Source organism: Streptococcus sp. 27098_8_70, assembly GCF_041432215.1.
Classification (GTDB): domain Bacteria; phylum Bacillota; class Bacilli; order Lactobacillales; family Streptococcaceae; genus Streptococcus; species Streptococcus oralis_CP.
The window spans coordinates 443,228-462,000 of record NZ_JAPVZD010000001.1; the positions used below are offsets into that span (position 1 = coordinate 443,228).

At 42.2% G+C, this 18,773-nt stretch carries 14 protein-coding genes and 1 other annotated feature; all 14 genes read right to left on the reverse strand.

What is annotated here, in order from left to right; genetic code table 11:
• The 14 genes from dnaG to rnr all read right to left on the reverse strand — a co-directional run bounded on the left by dnaG (position 1) and on the right by rnr (position 18,761).
• Entirely contained in the window at positions 1-1,761 is a 1,761-nt protein-coding gene (dnaG, locus tag O3655_RS02120) for a DNA primase (RefSeq protein ID WP_042902351.1), read from the reverse strand.
• A gap of 196 nt (positions 1,762-1,957) precedes the next feature.
• Positions 1,958-2,716, reverse strand: coding sequence for an ABC transporter ATP-binding protein (locus O3655_RS02125; RefSeq protein ID WP_000125419.1), 759 nt, complete (start codon positions 2,714-2,716; stop codon positions 1,958-1,960).
• Positions 2,713-3,579: an ABC transporter permease gene (locus O3655_RS02130; RefSeq protein ID WP_038805101.1), complete on the reverse strand. Its 867-nt coding sequence runs from the start codon at positions 3,577-3,579 to the stop codon at positions 2,713-2,715. Before O3655_RS02130 ends, O3655_RS02125 begins: the two co-directional genes overlap by 4 nt.
• Positions 3,580-3,644: 65 nt before the next feature.
• Complete coding sequence (gene trpX / locus O3655_RS02135; RefSeq protein ID WP_049479003.1) at positions 3,645-4,640, reverse strand: tryptophan ABC transporter substrate-binding protein; 996 nt, start codon at positions 4,638-4,640, stop codon at positions 3,645-3,647.
• Between the two features lie 118 nt (positions 4,641-4,758).
• Positions 4,759-4,974 (reverse strand) — a binding site (T-box leader).
• A gap of 96 nt (positions 4,975-5,070) precedes the next feature.
• A complete protein-coding gene (gene ppc, locus O3655_RS02140; protein ID WP_371641134.1) occupies positions 5,071-7,767 on the reverse strand; it encodes a phosphoenolpyruvate carboxylase in 2,697 nt (898 codons plus the stop codon).
• A gap of 23 nt (positions 7,768-7,790) precedes the next feature.
• A complete protein-coding gene (ftsW, locus tag O3655_RS02145; RefSeq protein WP_000703342.1) occupies positions 7,791-9,014 on the reverse strand; it encodes a cell division peptidoglycan polymerase FtsW in 1,224 nt (407 codons plus the stop codon).
• 188 nt (positions 9,015-9,202) lie between these two features.
• Positions 9,203-10,144, reverse strand: coding sequence for a peptidylprolyl isomerase PrsA (prsA, locus tag O3655_RS02150; RefSeq protein WP_084944480.1), 942 nt, complete (start codon positions 10,142-10,144; stop codon positions 9,203-9,205).
• Between the two features lie 67 nt (positions 10,145-10,211).
• Positions 10,212-10,925, reverse strand: a complete 714-nt coding sequence (locus tag O3655_RS02155) for an O-methyltransferase (protein ID WP_308697089.1) — start codon at positions 10,923-10,925, stop codon at positions 10,212-10,214.
• 1 nt (position 10,926) lies between these two features.
• Positions 10,927-12,729 carry an oligoendopeptidase F gene (pepF, locus tag O3655_RS02160; RefSeq protein ID WP_049477506.1) on the reverse strand — a complete coding sequence of 601 codons (1,803 nt, stop codon included), beginning with the start codon at positions 12,727-12,729 and terminating at the stop codon, positions 10,927-10,929.
• A gap of 18 nt (positions 12,730-12,747) precedes the next feature.
• Positions 12,748-13,704, reverse strand: coding sequence for a competence protein CoiA (locus O3655_RS02165; RefSeq protein WP_049477507.1), 957 nt, complete (start codon positions 13,702-13,704; stop codon positions 12,748-12,750).
• Positions 13,705-13,778: 74 nt separating this feature from the next.
• Positions 13,779-14,927 (reverse strand): hypothetical protein, encoded by a 1,149-nt coding sequence (locus O3655_RS02170; protein WP_308697108.1) that lies wholly within the window; start codon positions 14,925-14,927, stop codon positions 13,779-13,781.
• 174 nt (positions 14,928-15,101) lie between these two features.
• Positions 15,102-15,962 (reverse strand): SAM-dependent methyltransferase TehB, encoded by an 861-nt coding sequence (gene tehB / locus O3655_RS02175; RefSeq protein ID WP_000413061.1) that lies wholly within the window; start codon positions 15,960-15,962, stop codon positions 15,102-15,104.
• Positions 15,963-15,976: 14 nt separating this feature from the next.
• Positions 15,977-16,444: an SsrA-binding protein SmpB gene (gene smpB / locus O3655_RS02180; protein ID WP_001051750.1), complete on the reverse strand. Its 468-nt coding sequence runs from the start codon at positions 16,442-16,444 to the stop codon at positions 15,977-15,979.
• Positions 16,407-18,761, reverse strand: a complete 2,355-nt coding sequence (rnr, locus tag O3655_RS02185; protein WP_308697088.1) for a ribonuclease R — start codon at positions 18,759-18,761, stop codon at positions 16,407-16,409. The genes smpB and rnr overlap by 38 nt, the downstream gene beginning before the upstream one ends.
• Positions 18,762-18,773: the final 12 nt, after the last annotated feature.

Genomic DNA, 18,773 nt, shown 5'->3' on the forward strand with positions numbered 1-18,773 from the left:
TTACTCCATTCTTCTCTTTTGGGAAATCAATCGTTGCAATTCTTCCAAGGCTGTGTCTGTATCTCCTACATGACTAGCTTCCTGCACTTTCTTTTTAATTCTTAAATTGTCCTTGCTGAGGAGGGCACGGTTTCGAGTCGCTTCGACTTCCGCTAGCTCTTGAGGCGACATCTCAGCTGGCAAATCCAGACTAAGCACGTGGTACCAAGCATTTTCAACCTCAGGCGTCTGATGAGAAAGTTCCTCTGAGCCGACTTCTCCCTGCTCACTTAATAATTCGTAAAGAATCTGAAATTCTGGGGTATCAAAGAAAAAATCTTCTCTTAATCGGTAGTCATTTAACACAACTGGGTTCTCAGCCATCCTATAGAGGAGATGAGCCTCTGCTCTCATGACTGCTGTCAGTTGCCGCGTTACAGGTAAAGTAATCGCTGCTGGAGGTTGCTCCTCTTTGACTCTTTCCTGCCTCTGGACAATCCGACTTTCATTTACAATCTGCTCCACCTGTTGGTAATCAAAAGAAGGTAGATTATCCGCCAAAATGTGGATATAAGAATTCTGGGCAGTGATAGACTTTTCTTTGGCGATTAGGGGCGCAATCTTTTCAATGAATTCGATTTGCGCCTGTAAGTTATCACTATTTTCAGGCTTTAGCTGGTGAATATAGAACTCTATAGGACTAATCCGAGTCTTGGTTAAAAGGTAAGCCAGGTCTTCAGCAGAATTCTTTTGCAAATACTCATCTGGGTCCATGGCATCAGGTACTCGGACAACCTCAACTGAGAAGTCTTTTAACTCCTCTAGAGCCTTGGCTGTTGCTGCCTGCCCTGCCTTGTCACCATCATAGCTGAGAACTATCTTTTTGGTAAAGCGTTTGAGGTGATCAACATGCTCCTTGCTTAAGGCTGTTCCCATGGAAGCTACAGCATTTTCTATACCAGCACGGTAGGCCGCGATCACATCCATGAAGCCTTCCATCAGATAGAGTTCTGTAATCTTACCTGTTCCCTTTTTTGCCTTGTCCAAATGATACAATTCGTAACTCTTGTTAAAAATTGCAGTCGAGCGACTATTTTTATATTTGGCAGTCTGACTATCCGTTTCTTGCCAGATACGACCTGAAAAGGCAATGACCTGTCCCTTGTCATTGGTCAAAGGAAAGATGATCCGTCCAAAGAAAGTATCATAAAATTGATTACCATCTGACAGATAAAACAAGCCCGAATCCAATAAATCCTTTTCCTCAAACTTGTCAGCCAAACGTTGATAGAGATAAGTTCTCTCTGCTGGAGCTAGTCCAATCTGGAAGTGCTTCAGAACATCATCTGTCAATCCGCGTTTGTAGAGATAAGCCCTTGCTTCTTCTCCCATCTTTGTCGTCATGAGGATGGCATGGTAAAAACGGGCAGCTTCTTCATGCATATCGTATAGAGCTTGATGAGGGGAAGTTTGTTGGGGACGAGACTGTACCGGCGTAGCTAGTTGAATACCGACGCGCTCTCCTAAGAGCTGAACGGCTTCCATGAAGGACACACCTTGGTATTCTTCGATAAACTTAAAGACATCTCCTGAACGACCACAGCCAAAACAGTGATAAAACTGCTTGTCTTCCACAACGTTGAAAGAAGGGGTCTTTTCACCATGAAAAGGACAGAGCCCTAAATAGTTCCGTCCAGCCTTTTGTAAAGAAATCACATCACCTATGACTTCCACAATGTTGGCATTGTTTTTGATTTCTTCAATGACTTGCTTGTCAACCATACACAATACCTCCATCTTATCATAGTTTCACGTAAACTAGTATAGCTCATTTCTGAAAAAAAGTAAACCATTTCATACGCTTTCCGTAATTCTCTTTGCCTTATTTTTCTAGATAGAAAGAGGTGATAAAAAACTCAGAAACACTTCCATGTTTCTAAGTTAATTTTCACTATTTTTTGATGGTTACTTCACTCATCTATTCAAATAATTGATAGTAGTCTGAGATTTTCATCTTAGCTTTTTCTTCTTTATTGAGGTCTTGGATAATACGACCTTCCTTCATGACTATCAGACGATTTCCATACTTCAGTGCATCCTCCATATGGTGGGTAATCATCAAGGCTGTTAGATGATCCTTGCTGACAAAGTCATCTGTTAACTCCATCAAGGCAACACTTGTTTTTGGGTCAAGAGCTGCTGTGTGTTCATCCAACAAGAGCAACTCTGGTCGCTTCAAGGTTGCCATCAAGAGACTCAAGGCCTGGCGTTGACCACCTGATAGAAACTCAATCGGAGTATCTAGATGTTTCTCAAGCCCATTTCCCACTTTTTCAATGGTAGCCTGAAACTCTTCCCGATGACTTGATAGCCTTCTAGGCAGGAGTCCTCTCTTCTCACCACGAAACTTGGCAATTAAGAGATTTTCCGCCACCGTCATACGGGGAGCCGTACCCATCTTAGGATCCTGAAAAACACGAGACAAGTACTTAGCCCGCTTTTCAGGTGAAAAATGCGTCACATCCTCGCCCATGATACGGATACTTCCACTTGTTAAGGGCAAGGTACCTGCAATAGTGTTAAAAAGCGTTGACTTCCCTGCTCCATTTCCACCTAGGATAGTAATGAAATCATGTTCAAAAATTTCAAGAGAAACATCATTCAGAATGATTTTTTCCTCGTCAAAGCCATTCGTGATGACTTTGGTGGCATTTTTTAATTCTACAATTGCTGTCATCTGCTAAACTTGACTCCTTTCAGGTATTTGCTTTTGAAGGTTGGAATCATGAGGCAAACTGCCAAAATCAAGGCGCTGTACAAACGAAGATAACTTGTATTAAACCCAAGAGCAATCACTCCCCAAACGAGGAACTGATAAGCAATAGACCCTACAACGATGGTCATGAGTCGCTCTGCCAAAGTCAAACTCTTGAACAAAACCTCACCAATAATCAAGCTAGCAAGCCCTACGACAATCACGCCAATTCCTCGAGAAACATCCGCGTATCCTTCTTGTTGAGCAATTAAGGCTCCTGCAAGCGCGATAATCCCATTTGAGAGAACCAAACCCATAAGTTCCATACGACCCGTATTGATACCAAAGCTACGAGCCATATCGGGATTGTCACCTGTAGCGATGTAGGCCTGACCTAGTTTGGTATCAAGGAAAAAGAGCATAAGGCCAATAACAAGAGCTACAAAGATTAATCCAGTCAGGAGTTGGTTAAGATCTGAATCGAAAGGCAAGACATCCTGTATTTGTTTAGTTCCAAGAAGCCCCAGATTGGCACGCCCCATAATCATGAGCATGATGGAATGGCAGGAAGTCATGACCAGAATCCCTGATAAGAGGGTTGGGATTTTTCCTTTGGTATATAAGAGTCCCGTCGCCATTCCAGCTAGACAGCCCGCTCCTACTGCAGCTAAGGTCGCTAAGAATGGATTGACTCCCTGTGTTATCAAGGTTACAGCTACTGCTCCCCCTAGAGGAAAAGAACCTTCAGTAGTCATATCTGGAAAATTCAAAATTCGAAAAGTCATAAAGATTCCCAAACCTAGAATCGCCCAGACCATCCCCTGTGAAATAATGGATACTATCATAATCTTTCACTCATTTCTTTCTTTAGTAAAAATGGGAGGAGATGTGTCCAGCTCCTCCTTTATCTTTATTCAATCACTTGTCCTGCTTCTTTTAGAACGGACTCAGGAATGGTGATACCAAGTTCCTGCGCTAGTTTTTTGTTAATCACTGACTTACCAGTTGAAAAGACATTAACTGGCGTATCAGCTGGTTTTTCACCTTTCAATACTTTGGCAATCATCTTACCAGTAGCCACTCCAAGATCGTGTTGGTCAACTACTACAGATGCTAATCCACCTGCTTCTACCATGGCAGTGGCACTTGGATAGATTGGCTTTTTAGCTGTTTGGTTGCTTGAAACAACTGTTGAAAATGCGGATGCGATGGTGTTATCAATTGGAACCCAAATCGCATCGACCTTGCTGGTCATAACATTGACTGTTGAAGCAATTTCATTGGTTGATGGAACGGCAAATGTTTCGACTGTCAAACCTGCTTTTTCAGCATAAGCCTTGAATTCTTCAACTTGTGATTTTGAGTTATCTTCACTGCTTGAGTAGAGAGCTCCGATCGTTTTGACATTTGGTGTGAGGGTTTTAATCAACTCTACTTGCTGTTCAGCTGGGTTATGGTCTGACACCCCTGTGATGTTGCCACCTGGTTTTTTCAAATCTTTGACCAAGTTAGCACCGATTGGGTCTGTAATAGCAGCCATGATAACAGGTAGGTCTTTTGTAGCACTAGCAAGTCCTTGAGCAGCTGGTGTTGCGATCCCAACAACAACATCGTTTCCATTAGCAACCAATTGTTTACTCATGGTTGCAACCTTGCTCTGATCGCCTTCAGAGTTCATAAAGTCGATTTTTACCTGGTCGTCCTTATAGCCTTCTTCAGCTAGTCCATCTTGAATTCCTTGGTAAATCAAGTCCAAGGATGGGTGACTAACAAATTGAAGGACACCAACCTTAGCGACCTTTTGCTCTTCCTTAGCTGCTGGTTTGTTCATTGATGAATAAATCAAGCTAGCCACCACCAATACTGCTAATCCAGCGACAATTCCAATCAAACGTTTATTTTTCATTTTTCTTTCTCCTTAATTCTTTTACCTTAACTTTTTAAATCACATCATCAAGCGATGCCATCGTTTAAATTCCAATATCTTTCCTCCCCATAGAAAAAGTCCTCACACAAAAAACTTGTGTGAGGACGTCGATGCGCGGTGCCACCTCAATTATAGGGAATATCCCTATCGCTCTTTCTCGCAATAACGAGTTGCACTGTAAGGTGTGCTCACCGAATTTTTATGATTTCAAATTCTTAAGTACATTCAGCCCAATTTCATCAATTTCATCTATCTGCTTTCACCAACCACAGACTCTCTAAAAAATGAGCATGATTACTTTCTGAATGTTTAAATTATATCATTTTTCAACTACTTGTCAAGCTTATTTTTAGAATTTTTTAAACAATTCAAAAACTTCCCCTTTATAAAAGAGGAAGTTTGTAGAATATCAGCCTGAATTACGTAAACCGGTTGCAATTCCGTTGATAGTTGTATGGATCAGTTTTTCTTCGTCAGCTGACAATTCGTCGCGACGTTGACGTTTGATCAACTCCAACTGGATGTAGTTCAGGATATTAAAGTAAGGCATACGATAGTTTAGACTGTCTTTTAGGTAAGAGTTTTCTGCCAAGAGTTCGTCATAACCTTCGATAGCTAAAATAATGTCCTTAGTCAACTGCCATTCATCTAAAATAGTGTAGTAGATAGCTTGTACTTCTTCGTCTTCACAGAGCTTGGCATATTCAAAAGCAATGTTCATATTAGACTTAGACAAGACCATGTCTACATTGGAAAGCAAAGATTGGAAGAAAGGCCAGTTTTGGTACATATCTCGAAGAAACTCGATATTCTTCGGATCTTGATCTATAAACTCTTTAAAGCTTGATCCAACTCCGTACCATCCAGGGAACATGACACGGCTTTGTGACCATGAGAAGACCCAAGGAATAGCACGCAAACCGCCAATTTCAGTGATGGTCTTACGAGCTGCTGGACGCGAACCGATATTGAAGCTTGAAATAGCCTTAATCGGACTGGATTCAAAGAAATAGTCATAGAAATGTTCATTTCCAAAGACCAAATCACGATAGATATCATAACTACGGTCCACTACTTGGTCCATAATTGCTTCGTAACGATTTGATGTATTGGTATCACTCTTCTTCTTGGTAATCATACGGTTAATGGCTGCAGAAACCAACATTTCAAGGTTATAATAGGCAGCGTCTTTGTTACCGTATTTGTTTCCAATCACTTCTCCTTGTTCAGTCAGACGGATACGGTCCTTAATAGACTTAAGTGGTTGAGATGTGATGGCTTCATAAGTTGGTCCACCACCACGACCCACAGTACCACCACGACCATGGAAGAAAGTAACCTTAACGCCAAATTCATCCCCAATAGCAGTCAGTTGTTGTTGAGCTTTATATAATGTCCAACATGATGATAGGTAACCACCGTCCTTGTTACTATCAGAGTAGCCAAGCATGATTTCTTGGTAGTTGTCTTTTGAAGCAATCCATTTTTTAGCCAAAGGAAGAGAGAAATATCTTCTCATGGTTTCTTCTGAGTGATCCAAGTCTTCGATTGTTTCAAAGAGGGGAACAATCTGAACGCGGGCTTTTTGGGCATCCACCAAGCCGACTTCCTTAAGCATAATGGCTAGCTCTAACATATCGGATACACTTGTTGCGTGCGAAATGATGGTTTGACGAATGACGTTTTCACCCAGTTTATCCTTCAACTTACGCGCAGCTTTAAAGATAGAGAGTTCTTTTTCAAGCAGTTCTGACTTTTCAGCATGAGTCGCTGAGAGGATACGAGGATCTTCTTCCAACTCTTTTAAGAGGAGGGTACATTTTTCGTCTTCTGACAGATCGCTATAATGGTCGTTGATGCCAGCAGATGCTAGCAATTCAGCCACACAAGCTTCATGAACACTAGAGTCTTGGCGCATATCGATAGAAGCAAGGTAGAAACCAAAAATTTCGACAGCTTGCATCAACTCGACAAATTCTCCTGAAATTAGGTATTCTCCCTTATTCTCAAGGAGAGAATCGCGAATGGCCAACAAATCTTGATAGAATTCATCTGCAGTGGCATATCTAGGCTGAAGGTCTTTGTCTTCAATCAAGTAAGCCTTGGTTGCCTGCATCTTAGCTTGGATATCAAAAAGGGCACGACGATAGAGTTCTTTTTCGCGATAAATCGAGTTGTCTTGTGACTTCAGCGCCATCTCACGGACCTTGTCGCTGACATTCACGATGCTGGTTGACAGTGAAAACTCACGATAAAGATTATAAATCTTTTCATCATAGTAGTTCATGATGACTTCGCACTGAGTCAAGGCTGATTTGTTTAGGGTTTCCGCTGTTACGAAAGGATTTCCATCACGGTCTCCTCCGATCCACATCCCCATGGTAATCGGTTTTGGATGCTGAAGCTCGATACCTTGTTCTTTAGCTAGTTTCTTATACTCAGCTGTCAAACGTGGAACAGCATTCAGGAAAGAACTTTGGTAGTACTCCATCACGTTGGTGATTTCGTTGGTTACTTTCAATTTCTTCTCACGAATCATGTCCGTTTGCATGATAATTTCAATGTAACGACGGAGATCTGTGTGCCATTTTTCTTTATTAATCAAACCGAGTTTGACATCACGGTACTTGCGCAAAAGCGTATGGATATGGTTGGTCAAATCCAGCATACTCTTGCGTTGTACTTGTGTTGGATGGGCGGTTAAGACAGGAACGACATTTAACTTTTCTAAAATTTCGGCTGCATTTTCTTTTTCAGCTACCATCTTAATCGTTGTAGATAGTTTTCCTAAATAATCTTGGTCCACATTGTTTTGGTGATTGATTTCATAGGCCAAATCCACATCCTCAGAAATATTAATCAAAAGTGGAAGGATAGAGAAATAGCGTGAAATGTAAATCATTTCTTCATTCGAAAGACTGGTCACTAGGTCATTTAACCCTTGATAATTCTCGCTAGTTGATAATTCCTTCAACTGGATAATCTTTTCAAAGGTTTCAGGCGCTAGCATATTTTTTGTGATATCTTCTAATAGCTCAGTCAGAATCAAGACTTCTTCTTGGACGACTGCTTTATTACTATAGTTTTCTAATTTTTGAAGAGACATATACTTTCCTTTCCATTCAATCCTTACAGATTTTCATCGGTTTGATTCTCGTATTCTCTGATAAGTTTGGCACGTTTTTCACTTGCATCAATGTTCAGTACAAGCGCGATGGCCACGGATAATACCAATAGACTGTTCCCACCTTGTGAAAGGAAGGGGAAGGTTACCCCTGTAGAAGGAATCAACCCTGAAATCCCACCAATATTGACAAAGACCTGAACAAGGATCATTCCTCCGACACCAATAGCAACCATGGAGTTAAAGGGATCCTTTGCTCGAATACCAACCAAGATGATTCGCAAAATCAAGAAGAAGAGTAAAGCCAAAATCATACTGGCTCCAACGAATCCAAACTCCTCGATGACAATCGAAAAGACAAAATCCGTATGGGCTTCTGGCAGATAACCACGCTTCTCGATGGAATTCCCTAGTCCCAGTCCGAACCAGCCTCCATTTACCATTGCATAGTAGGAATTTGCGAGCTGGTGTCCTGCACCCGCCAAGTCATTAAAGGGATTAAAGAAGGCACTAAAACGTTTAGCAACGTAACCAAATACAGGAATTTGAGAGAACTTTTCAACCCCAACAAAGCGAATGACAGACAAGACTAACATTGAGCTCCCTGCCAAGAGAGCCAGAATGGTCGAGAACCAACGATAGGCGATCCCACTTACGGTATACATGATGAGCGCCACCAAGACCAAGATGGTCGCATTTCCCAAGTCTGGGAAAATTCCCAAGCTACCAATCAGAACTAGCAGAACAAAACGCCAGTCGTTAAAAGCTCGAGGTAGCCACTGATTCTGTGTCAAAACCTGGAAGTCATAAACCGCAATCTCATCTTGTTGTTTTGAAAATCGATGTGCCAGGTACCAGATGATGATAATCTTAAGGTACTCTGCAGGCTGAATCGTTACAGGTCCTACAGAAATCCATCCGTATGCTCCATTGACAGGTGTTCCGACCAGTCGTGCAAGAGCTAAAAGAACCATCTCCACAATCATTACGATAAAGATGAGACGTCCGTTTCTTAGGAAACCTAATTTTAATTTATAGATTAAGGCAATCAGAATCAAACTAGCTATCCAGAAGATCCCTTGGTTTCGCACCAATTGAAAAGCGCTTTTTCCTTCTTCGATCAAGGTTGCACTCGTTGTCGAGTACACCACAATCAGCCCCAAAATCGATAAAAGGAAGTAAGGAATCAAAATGGAATAGTTTAGTAGGTGCCTTTTACTAATTTTCATATTTCACCACTCTAATAGGAACAGACACTTCTGTTCCCAATTCCGTTTTATTTTCTAGTTTTGATTGCTATTATACCACTTTTTCAGAAAGAAAAAAACTCTTATCCTTTAATCCTTCGAATTTTACTCATTTTCTAGTTTCAAGCATAAAAAATACAAACCTCTCTTGAGATTTGTATTTTAAGTTCTTAGTTAGATGAAGAGCTAGTGCTTGAGCTTGAATCACCACCACCGATGTATTGGGTGAAGATGTTTTGGAAGGCTTGGTCTTTAACCTTGATGTTTGCTGCTTGCAATTCTTTACCAATTACTCCTTGAACAAAGGCTGAATCATTTTGTTTTTGAGTCAAGATGATGGTCTTCAATTTTTCTTTGTAATCCTCTGTATTAGAAGATTTTTCTGTTTTCTTCGTTACTTTGATGATGTAGAACTGACTGCTGTAGGCTTGTGTTCCAGTAGCTGTAATCACATCAGAAACCCCGTTCACATCCAAGGCAAAGGCTGCTTTCTTGACTTGTTCTGGAAGTTCTGTTGAAGCAGAGTCAAAAGTGATTTCTCCACCATTTTCTTTTGTTTTGTCGTCGTTAGAGTTGTCTTTTGCCAACTGAGCAAAATCCGCACCTTCTGCTTTAGCTTTCTCAAGTACTTCTTTTGCCTTGTCTTCATTGTCCATACGGATGATTTGAGCAGTTACATCTGGTGTGTACGCTTCAAAAGCCTTTTGGTAGGCTTCGTCTGTCAATTCGCTCTCAGCGGCCTTCTTAACCGCCAATTCAACCAATTTGCTAGTACGGATTTGAGCTTTACGAGTCTCAGGTGTCATACCTGCACGTTGAAGCACGCTGTTATAGCTATCACCGTATTTCTTTTGTTCTTCAGCAACGGCGTCATCCACATCTTTATCCGTTACCTCTGATCCATATTGTTGTTCGAATACTTTTTGGATAGTCATATTGAGCAAGACTTGTTGTGCGGTTGGATTGTTCTTTACTTCTTCAAAGAATTGATGTTCTGTAATCACATCGCCCTTCATGCTGATCAAATCTTTTCCTTCAGAACTGTTTGAACAAGCTGCAAGTGTTGCTACTGATAAAAGTGTGATGGCTCCTGCCATAAGTTTTTTCTTCATTTTTACTCCTTTTACGGTAAGTGTTACCTTATCTATTTTACTATAATTTCTTAAATTTTTCTGAAAATTATTCGCTCTCAGGAAGCTCTACTTCTGCTACATTCTTTCGTAGCATGAGAATGCCGTCTCCAAGTGGAACTAGAGACGCTGTTAGACCTGGATTGTTCAAAGTTGCGTCAAACAGTCTTTGCAAACCACGGTAAATGGTTCGTTGACCCCGGCGGACTTCCATGATATCCTTTGCAACATCGCCTCCTTGGAAAATATCATCCAAGACGACCACTCCACCGACTTCCAAGTGCTTGAGGATTTCAGGTAGAAAGACGATATACTTGGACTTGGCCGAATCCATAAAGACAAAATCATATGTTTCTGTCAAAGTAGATAAAACATCAACAGCATCACCTTCAAGTAAGGTGATTTGCTTACGACTGTCAAACTGGGCAAAGTTTTCCTTGGCAAAACCAATCATCTCAGGATTACGGTCAATCGTTGTAATCTTGGCATTTGGCGCATGTTCCGCCATCAAAAGTGCTGAAAAACCGATAGCTGTCCCAATTTCCAAAATGTTCTTGGGCTGTATGGTCTCCATGAGAAATCGAAAATACACGACCGTTTCATGGGGAATAATTGGAATGTTTTCCTTACGAGCGAAGGTCTCCAATTCTTTCAAAGAACCTGTCACCTGCTTTTGACGCTGCCGCATGAGTTCTACGATTTCTTCTTTAACGACGGGACGTCGCATATTGTGATTGGCATTTTTACTATAAGACTCTACCATCTTAAGCTAGTCCCAATTTTTCAACAAGAGCTTCAAACTCGTTCAAGCGACGTTCAAAGACTGCAAAGGCATCGTTAAGATAGTCTTCCTTCTCCATATCAACACCAGCTTTTCTCATGACATTGAGCGGATAGTCAGACTTACCTGCCTTGAGGTAGTCGATATAGCGGTCACGGTCTTCTTGACTACCGTGGACAATCTTCTCAGCCAAGGCTGAAGCAGCTGCAAAACCAGTTGAATACTGATAAACATAGTAGTTATAGTAGAAGTGAGGAATGCGTGCCCACTCGTATTGGATCTGAGGATTGTCTTCCTTGCTGAGTCCGTAGTACTCTTGATTCAAGTCAGCGTAGAGCTTATTGAGGAAATCACTTGTCAAGACTTCTCCATTTTGGTCTGCTTGGTGGATGGCATGTTCAAACTCAGCGAATTGAGTTTGACGGAAGACTGTTCCACGGAAACCATCTAGGAAGTTATTGAGAATAGCAAAGCGCGTTGCATCGTCTTCCACTTCTCCCAACAATTTCTCTGTCAAGATATTTTCGTTAGTCGTTGAGGCAATCTCAGCCAAGAAGATAGAATAATCTCCGTAAACATAAGGTTGGGTTTCACGAGTATAGCTTGAGTGCATACTGTGACCTGTTTCATGGACAAGGGTAAAAAGATTGTCTAGATTGTCCTGCCAGTTGAGAAGCATAAAGGCATTGGTATCGTAAGAACCACCAGAGTAGGCACCAGAACGCTTGCCTTGGTTTTCATAGACATCAATCCAACGCTCGCTAAAGGCACGTTTGACACGGCTCAAGTAGTCGTCACCCAAGACTGCCAAAGCTTCTTCTGCCTTTTTCAAGGCTTCCTCGTAGGTAAAGCTATAATCTACTGACGAGAGTGGTGTGTAGACATCGTACATCTTGAGGTCGGAAATCCCCAAGATTTTAGAACGAAGGTTAAGGTATCGATGCAAGAGTGGCAAGTGCTTGCGAACTGCTGCTACTAGATTGTCATAGACACTTTCTGGAACAAAGTTTGCTGCGAGAGCTGCATGGCGAGCACTCTTATAGTTGCGAACTTTTGCTCGGTAGTTTTGCACCTTAACATTTGTCTGCAAAGTCTTAGCGTAAGTGTGTTGGAATTGCTCATATGTCGCATAAAGGGCTTCATAGGCACCACGACGCACTTCACGGTTTTTAGACTCCATCAAACGGATGTAAGTACCGTGTGAGAGTTGCACTTCCTTGCCTTCGTCATCAAGGACATATGGGAAGCTAATATCCGCATTGTCCAAAATAGCGAAAGTTTCACTAGCAGAGCCAAAGATTTCTCCTGCTCCAGCAAGCAATTCTTCCTCACGTTGCGAAAGAACATGGTCTTTCTTTTGCAAGAGCTTGTCAAAAAAGTGCTTGTAAACTTGGAGTTTTGGTTGAGCTTCTAGGAAGGCCGCATACTGCTCTTCGCTAATCTCCATAAACTCAGGTTCATAGAATGAAAAGGCTTGTTCTAACTGACTGTATAGGGTCATTGCCTTGGCATAGTACTCTTGATACTTGGCTTCACGCGTGTCCTGGTCATTTTTCATATGTGCATAGACATAAAGCTTTTCAACTTGGCGTTCCAAGTCAAGTGAAAATTCTGTAATCTCAAGCAAACTGTCTGCGCTATCCAAGAGATGCCCCTCATACTGAGATGCTGTTTGTACTTTTTCAGTTAAATCTTTCAAGGATTCTTCCCAAGCTTGGTCTGTTGGGTAGATTGTTGAAAGATCCCATGTATCTTTTTCATTTATTTCATGTCGTTGTAATACCATAAGATTCCTCCATCCTTTCTATTTTACCACATTTTTTGAGAAATATAAGTGATAAAAGGCTGGTGGATAGAGCTTTTGGCGATTATTTTTCGGATTTTTTTGATAGTAAGCCTGAAAATTTCTATAATAGCTAGTCAAATCCGTTTCAATCTGCAAAAAATCACCCGATTCTATTGGTCTGACTTGGGGATACCAGTCGTCCAGTTGACGGTTTAATAAATTGTCTCCTTGATGATAAGCTTCCTCCTGTTTTTTCATCCAGTAAGGGGTTTGGTAGTACAACTGTTGGCGAATGTAGTGACAGATAGTGGTATCTTGCACAACTGCAAAACAAGACAGTTTTTGTTTCTGATAAGGGAATCGTAAAATTTCCAAGAGATTTCCTTGACCAAAGGGAAATTCCTTGACCTGAAAATGAAGCTTGCCACGTAGGTCCTGATGCAGAAGATATTTGAGTCTCAGAACTTGATTTTTGAGATCTAGTTCCCAAACATAGAATCCCATATTTTGACTAAAATAGAGGAATCCTCTTTGCAGTTGTGTTAATCGCTCTTTTAACCAGAGTTTTTCTCCCAGTAGCCAGATAACCTGATAGCCCTGGCTACGGTATCCTTGGCTTCTATCGCCTAAAAGCTTTTGAGACAAGGGGCTACACTGAACCTCCAGAGCTAGTTTCTCATTGACGAGAACATCTGCTATCTGCTGAATCTCGGGCAGACTATATTCTACGGCAACCTGATTGTCCTTCTTGGCCCAGTGATAGAGGGCCTCTTTGTTGCCCAAGTGTTCTGGACTTTCATTCTCAAAAATAGCCATACAATCTCTTAAAGATTCATGAGCGAAATGCGTTCGAATGCTCTGTCCTTGGCGTAATCGTAGTCCGCCCCCACAGGCTGGACAAGTATAATCTTGTCTTGTCACGTCTTTTTCGAGGGCATTTACCAATTTTCCCTTGGCATCTCTGGCTACAAACATGGTCTACCTCCTTTTCTCATTTATTCGAAAAAGAACTAAAAAAGACTGGAATTCCAGCCTTTCATATTACTTTTCTACCTTTTAAACCTCTTAGAGTATTTTTTCAACATGGGAATGAGATTGGGGATCTGCTCACTCCTAATGACCAGCACACCATATTCCTGGCAACGATTGGCATAAGCAGGATTGATTTTCCCCGTACAGACAATTAACTTGAGACAACTCTCCCCAGCAAAATGATTGGCATAGACTTCTAGTTCATTGATGGCTTCAACTGATAAATCCGTCATCTTGCAGGAGATAAAGGTAATCGAGCGTCCCTTTCTCAGAATGACATCAATCTCATTTTGGACATTATCCGCCTCTGGAAAGATGCCATTCCAATCAATCTCACCTCCTATCATGCACTCATCAAACAGCTGAGATTCAAGCGCCAAGAGATAGAGATATACCTCTAAAATATGTCCCTTATTGCGGCAAAAGACTTGAGCTTCTTGACTTGGAAAGCTGTATGCTACTCGTTTCTTGTCCTCGCTTTCAATACAAAGCATCCCCGCTTCCACAAGTAAAGGAATAAGGGATTTTGGATAGTGATAATACCTGCCGTTGTTTTCCAGTATCTTTTCGGTCTCAGCATGCAGGTCATTGGTCTTAGCTAGAGAGAAAAATTGGGTCACTTGATACCAGTGGGCAGGATTGGCAATGGCAGAGCTGGCTAGCTTTTTGATGGCTGCAATTTGCTGAGCTGAGTGGATAGGGCGTTTGGATTTGAGGATTTTTCCACCACGCAAGGCTATCAGCTGCTGGATGCTTAGGGTTGGAATGTCCAAATCTTCTTTTTCTAACTGTCCGGCTACCCACTTGTATTGTTTTCCTCGCTCAACATCCATGGCAACGATGGGGAGGTCCCGATCCAAGCCGTATTGATAGAGAGATAAGGCTAGTAGCGAATCCCCACCAAAAACATCGAGAAGGACTTGGTCATAGCCTGCTAGACAATAATCTAACTGGTCCGCTAGTTGTTCTAAGGATAACTGACGAAAGGTCACTCGTTGGATATGAGGCACCTCATCCATGATAAACTGACGGAGGGAGAGCTTCTCTTCATTGCTTATTTTCGTCAAAGAAAGGAAGAGAATCTCGTCACAATCACTGATAAAGGCCTGGTAGACATTCTTTTCCAATACATGCCGATCATACAATTCCACCAAAAGACTCGTCATTCGACCACCTCCATCATAAAGACTTTCTTGCGCTGAGAGTATCAGCAACACAGTTCTACTGCTCAGATTTCCTACTTCTAGTATAGCATAAAATCCTGCTCGCCCCAATCAACCAACGCAAACAAAAACGAATAGAAACTTTGCAAAGTGGTCTCTATTCGCTGGTATAGGTTTTTACTTGACTTTTTTAGCTAGCATAGTCGCAAAGCGTAGTTGAATGCGATTGCCATTTTCATCACGACGGTGCAGATGTCCTGGATTTTCATTATATTTGACCAATTCCCAATCCTTGTAGTAGTCCGCCAACTCCCCTTCTTTAAAGGTGAATGGGAAGTTAACCGAGCAAGGATAATCCTCCGTATCCATGGCACAGACGATGAGATTGTAGCCACCGACTGTGGTGTGCTCCTGCATATTTTGGATAATAGCTGGAATGCGGTCCGCTTGTAGGAACATCAGAACAACTGTCGATACGATGAAATCATAGTCTTGGCTAATGCTGGCTGAATTGATATCATAAAGTCCGACAGGCATGTCTAGATCCTCTTGCTCTACGATGCTTTGCAAGATTTCAAGGGACAATTCATTTTGATCCACAGCTGTCACATCAAAACCATTCTGTGCGAGAAAGAGAGAGTTACGCCCCTGACCACAACCCAAATCCAAGGCTCTTCCTGGTTTCACCGTCTGCATAGCCTCTAAGACTTCCGAATGGACTGGATTGGTCTGGTATTTCTTAGGGAAATAATCCTCAGGTTTACAATAAAATTCCAAGTACCACTCTACATCGTCTGTTGCAGCCTCTACTCGATGCCAGGCTTGCGGTTGTGCCATGGGATTGTCAGCTCCTGCCTCAAAGAGGTGCTCAGCTAGAACCTCACCATCTTCTGTTAACTCAATAAACTTGAGTGCCCCCTTCAAGACAGTAATTTTTCCCCAAGTGCCGACTTTAGTATTGTGCTTTTGCTGAACTGCTTCAGGCATGGTCTGTTTATTCCACAAGGGCATCCGTTTATAGGCAATTAGTTTTTCCATTATTATTCCTCTTCTTAACGCTGGTTGACAGCTTTCATCACACGCGCGATGTCGCGGTTTTGTTCACGACGCTTGATCGACTCCCGTTTGTCATAGTCATGCTTCCCTTTAGCAAGTCCTAAAAGGAGTTTGGCGTAGCCATCTTTGATATAGACTTTAAGGGGAACAAGGGTCATTCCTGTCCCTTTGGTCTCTTGTTCCAATTTTTGAATTTGCTTCTTATGGAGCAGGAGTTTACGACGGCGTTCTGGTTCCTGGTTCCAGATATTACCCTCTTCGTAAGGGGCAATATGAACATTGCTCAGCCAGACTTCCCCATTTTTTACTTGGGCAAAGCCATCCTTGAGATTGATTCGAGCAGCTCGTACACTCTTGATTTCAGTTCCAGTCAGGACCATCCCTGCCTCTAGCGTATCTACGATTGTATAGTCGTGGCGCGCCTTTTTATTTTGTGCGACGACCTTTCCCTCGCCCTTTGCCATGCTTGGCTCCTTTCTTAGCTACTTCCTTGTAAAAAGGTTTCTTACCTTTTTTCTTCTTGTCTTTTTGTGAATGCTTGCGCTTATCATTTGAGCGTCCTGATTTTCTCTTGTCTTCCTTCTTGTCTGAACGACGACTTGAGCCACGACCTCTATCTTTGCGCCCAGCTTGTTTCAAACCTTTTTCGATGACATCAAACTCACTTGGGATATAAGAGAAGTCAATTTCACCTGTCATCTTATCGGCTCTTTCAACTCGAATGCGAATCTGCTGACCTACACGGAAAGTTATGCCCGATTTCTCCCCACGGAGAGTCAAATCCCGTTCGTTGAAATGATAAAATTCAGGTAGATTGGTAATGTGAATCAAGCCTTCAACTGTATTTGGCAATTCGACAAAAAGACCGAACTTGACAATGCTGGATACAACTGCATCGTACTCTTCTCCCACGTATTCTTCCATGTACTCAGCTTTTTTCATAGCTTCGACTTCACGCTCCGCCTCAATGGCACGACGTTCACGATTGGAAGACTGGGTTGCAATCTCTGGAATCACTTGTTCAAAATGCTCTGCTATTTCCTTAGAACGGCCGTAATCCCGAATCATTCGATGGACTAGAAGGTCTGGATAACGGCGAATAGGACTGGTGAAGTGAGTGTAATAGTTAGCGGCTAGTCCATAGTGACCGTGATTGTGCTCCGAATAGCGAGCCTGTTGCATAGAACGGAGAAGCATCATGGATAATACATCCGCATAGGGCTCTCCCTCAACCGCACGCATGATGTCTTGAAGCGCCTCCTGGCTAATCTCACTGGCAGTTCCATAAATTCGCAAGCCAAAGCTCGAAGCGTAATCAATAAACTTCTGAACTTTTTCTGCCTTAGGCTCCTCATGAATCCGATAAATGAAAGGTAGGTCCAGTTTACTAAAGTGCTCGGCAACCGTTTCATTGGCAATCAACATGAAGGACTCAATCATCCGCTCAGCAACACCACGCTGACGAAGAACGATATCAACTGGCTTGCCTTTTTTATCCACCAAGATCTTAGCTTCACTGGTATCAAAGTTAAGGGCACCACGTTTCTCACGCATGCTTTCTAGCCTTTCATGGAGCTTGGCCATGAGTTCGATACTTGGAACAATTTTCTTAAACTCTTGTCTCTTTTCCTCATCGCTAGCTAGGATGTCATTGACAGCGCTATAGGTCATACGGAAGCTAGTCTTGATGACTGTTTGGGTAATGGTGTAATGAACCACACGACCGTGTTTATCAATTTCCATAATGGCAGACTGGGTCAAGCGATCTACTTGAGGATTGAGAGAGCAGATTCCATTTGACAAACGCTCTGGAAGCATTGGAACTACACGGTCTGTCACGTAGACAGAAGTCGCGCGGTTAAGTGCTTCCTTGTCGAGGGCAGAACCCTCGGTTACATAGTAGGAAACATCTGCGATGTGAACTCCGAGTTCCATATTGCCATTCTTTAAAGGCTTGATGTGTACTGCGTCGTCCAAGTCCTTGGCATCTGCGCCGTCAATGGTAAAGGTGATTTCATCTCTCAGGTCCAGACGACCTTCCATATCCTTCTCTGATGGAGCATCTGGTACACTTTCAGCTTCCTTAAGAACAGCCTCTGGAAATTCTGAGACAATATCCATGGATTCCAAGACTTCAAGGACATCAATCCCCGCATCAGTCGAGTGTCCCACCACGTCCAGCACACTAGCGACAAAGAAATCATGTTTCTTACTTGGGTACTTGTCGATAAAGACCTTGAGAACCTCTGTTCCTTCAAGTTTGAGGGCTGGTTTCTTAACATAGATTGGTTGGCTGATTTTTTGATTTTTGGAACGAATATAGCCCGCATACTTGGGCTTTTCCTGATCTAGAACGATTTGGCCGACAACGGTTGTCAGGCTATGTTCTAGGATATCAATAATTTTGGCTTCTGCTGCCGTTCCCTTATTACGGTCAGCAACTTTCTTAATGACTACCTCAACGGTATCGCCATCAATGGCATAGTTGACATCGTTTTTTCCTACAAAAAGGTCGTCCTCTTCACCTTCCAGACTGACAAAACCAAAGCCGTTTTTATGGGCATGAAAAATCCCTTTGAGGGTAATTTCATGTTTCTTCTTTTGGTCCAGACATAAACTACCATCATCTTCAAAACGAATCTGGTGCTTTCTTTCCATCAGAGACAGGGTTTTAATCAACTCACGGAAATCCTTGGACCCATCCTTTCCGAGAGCCTGAGCCAGGTCATTTACCGTCACTCGCCCCTTCTCTTGCAAATATTCTTTAATTTTATCTTTCATATTTTCTTTCTA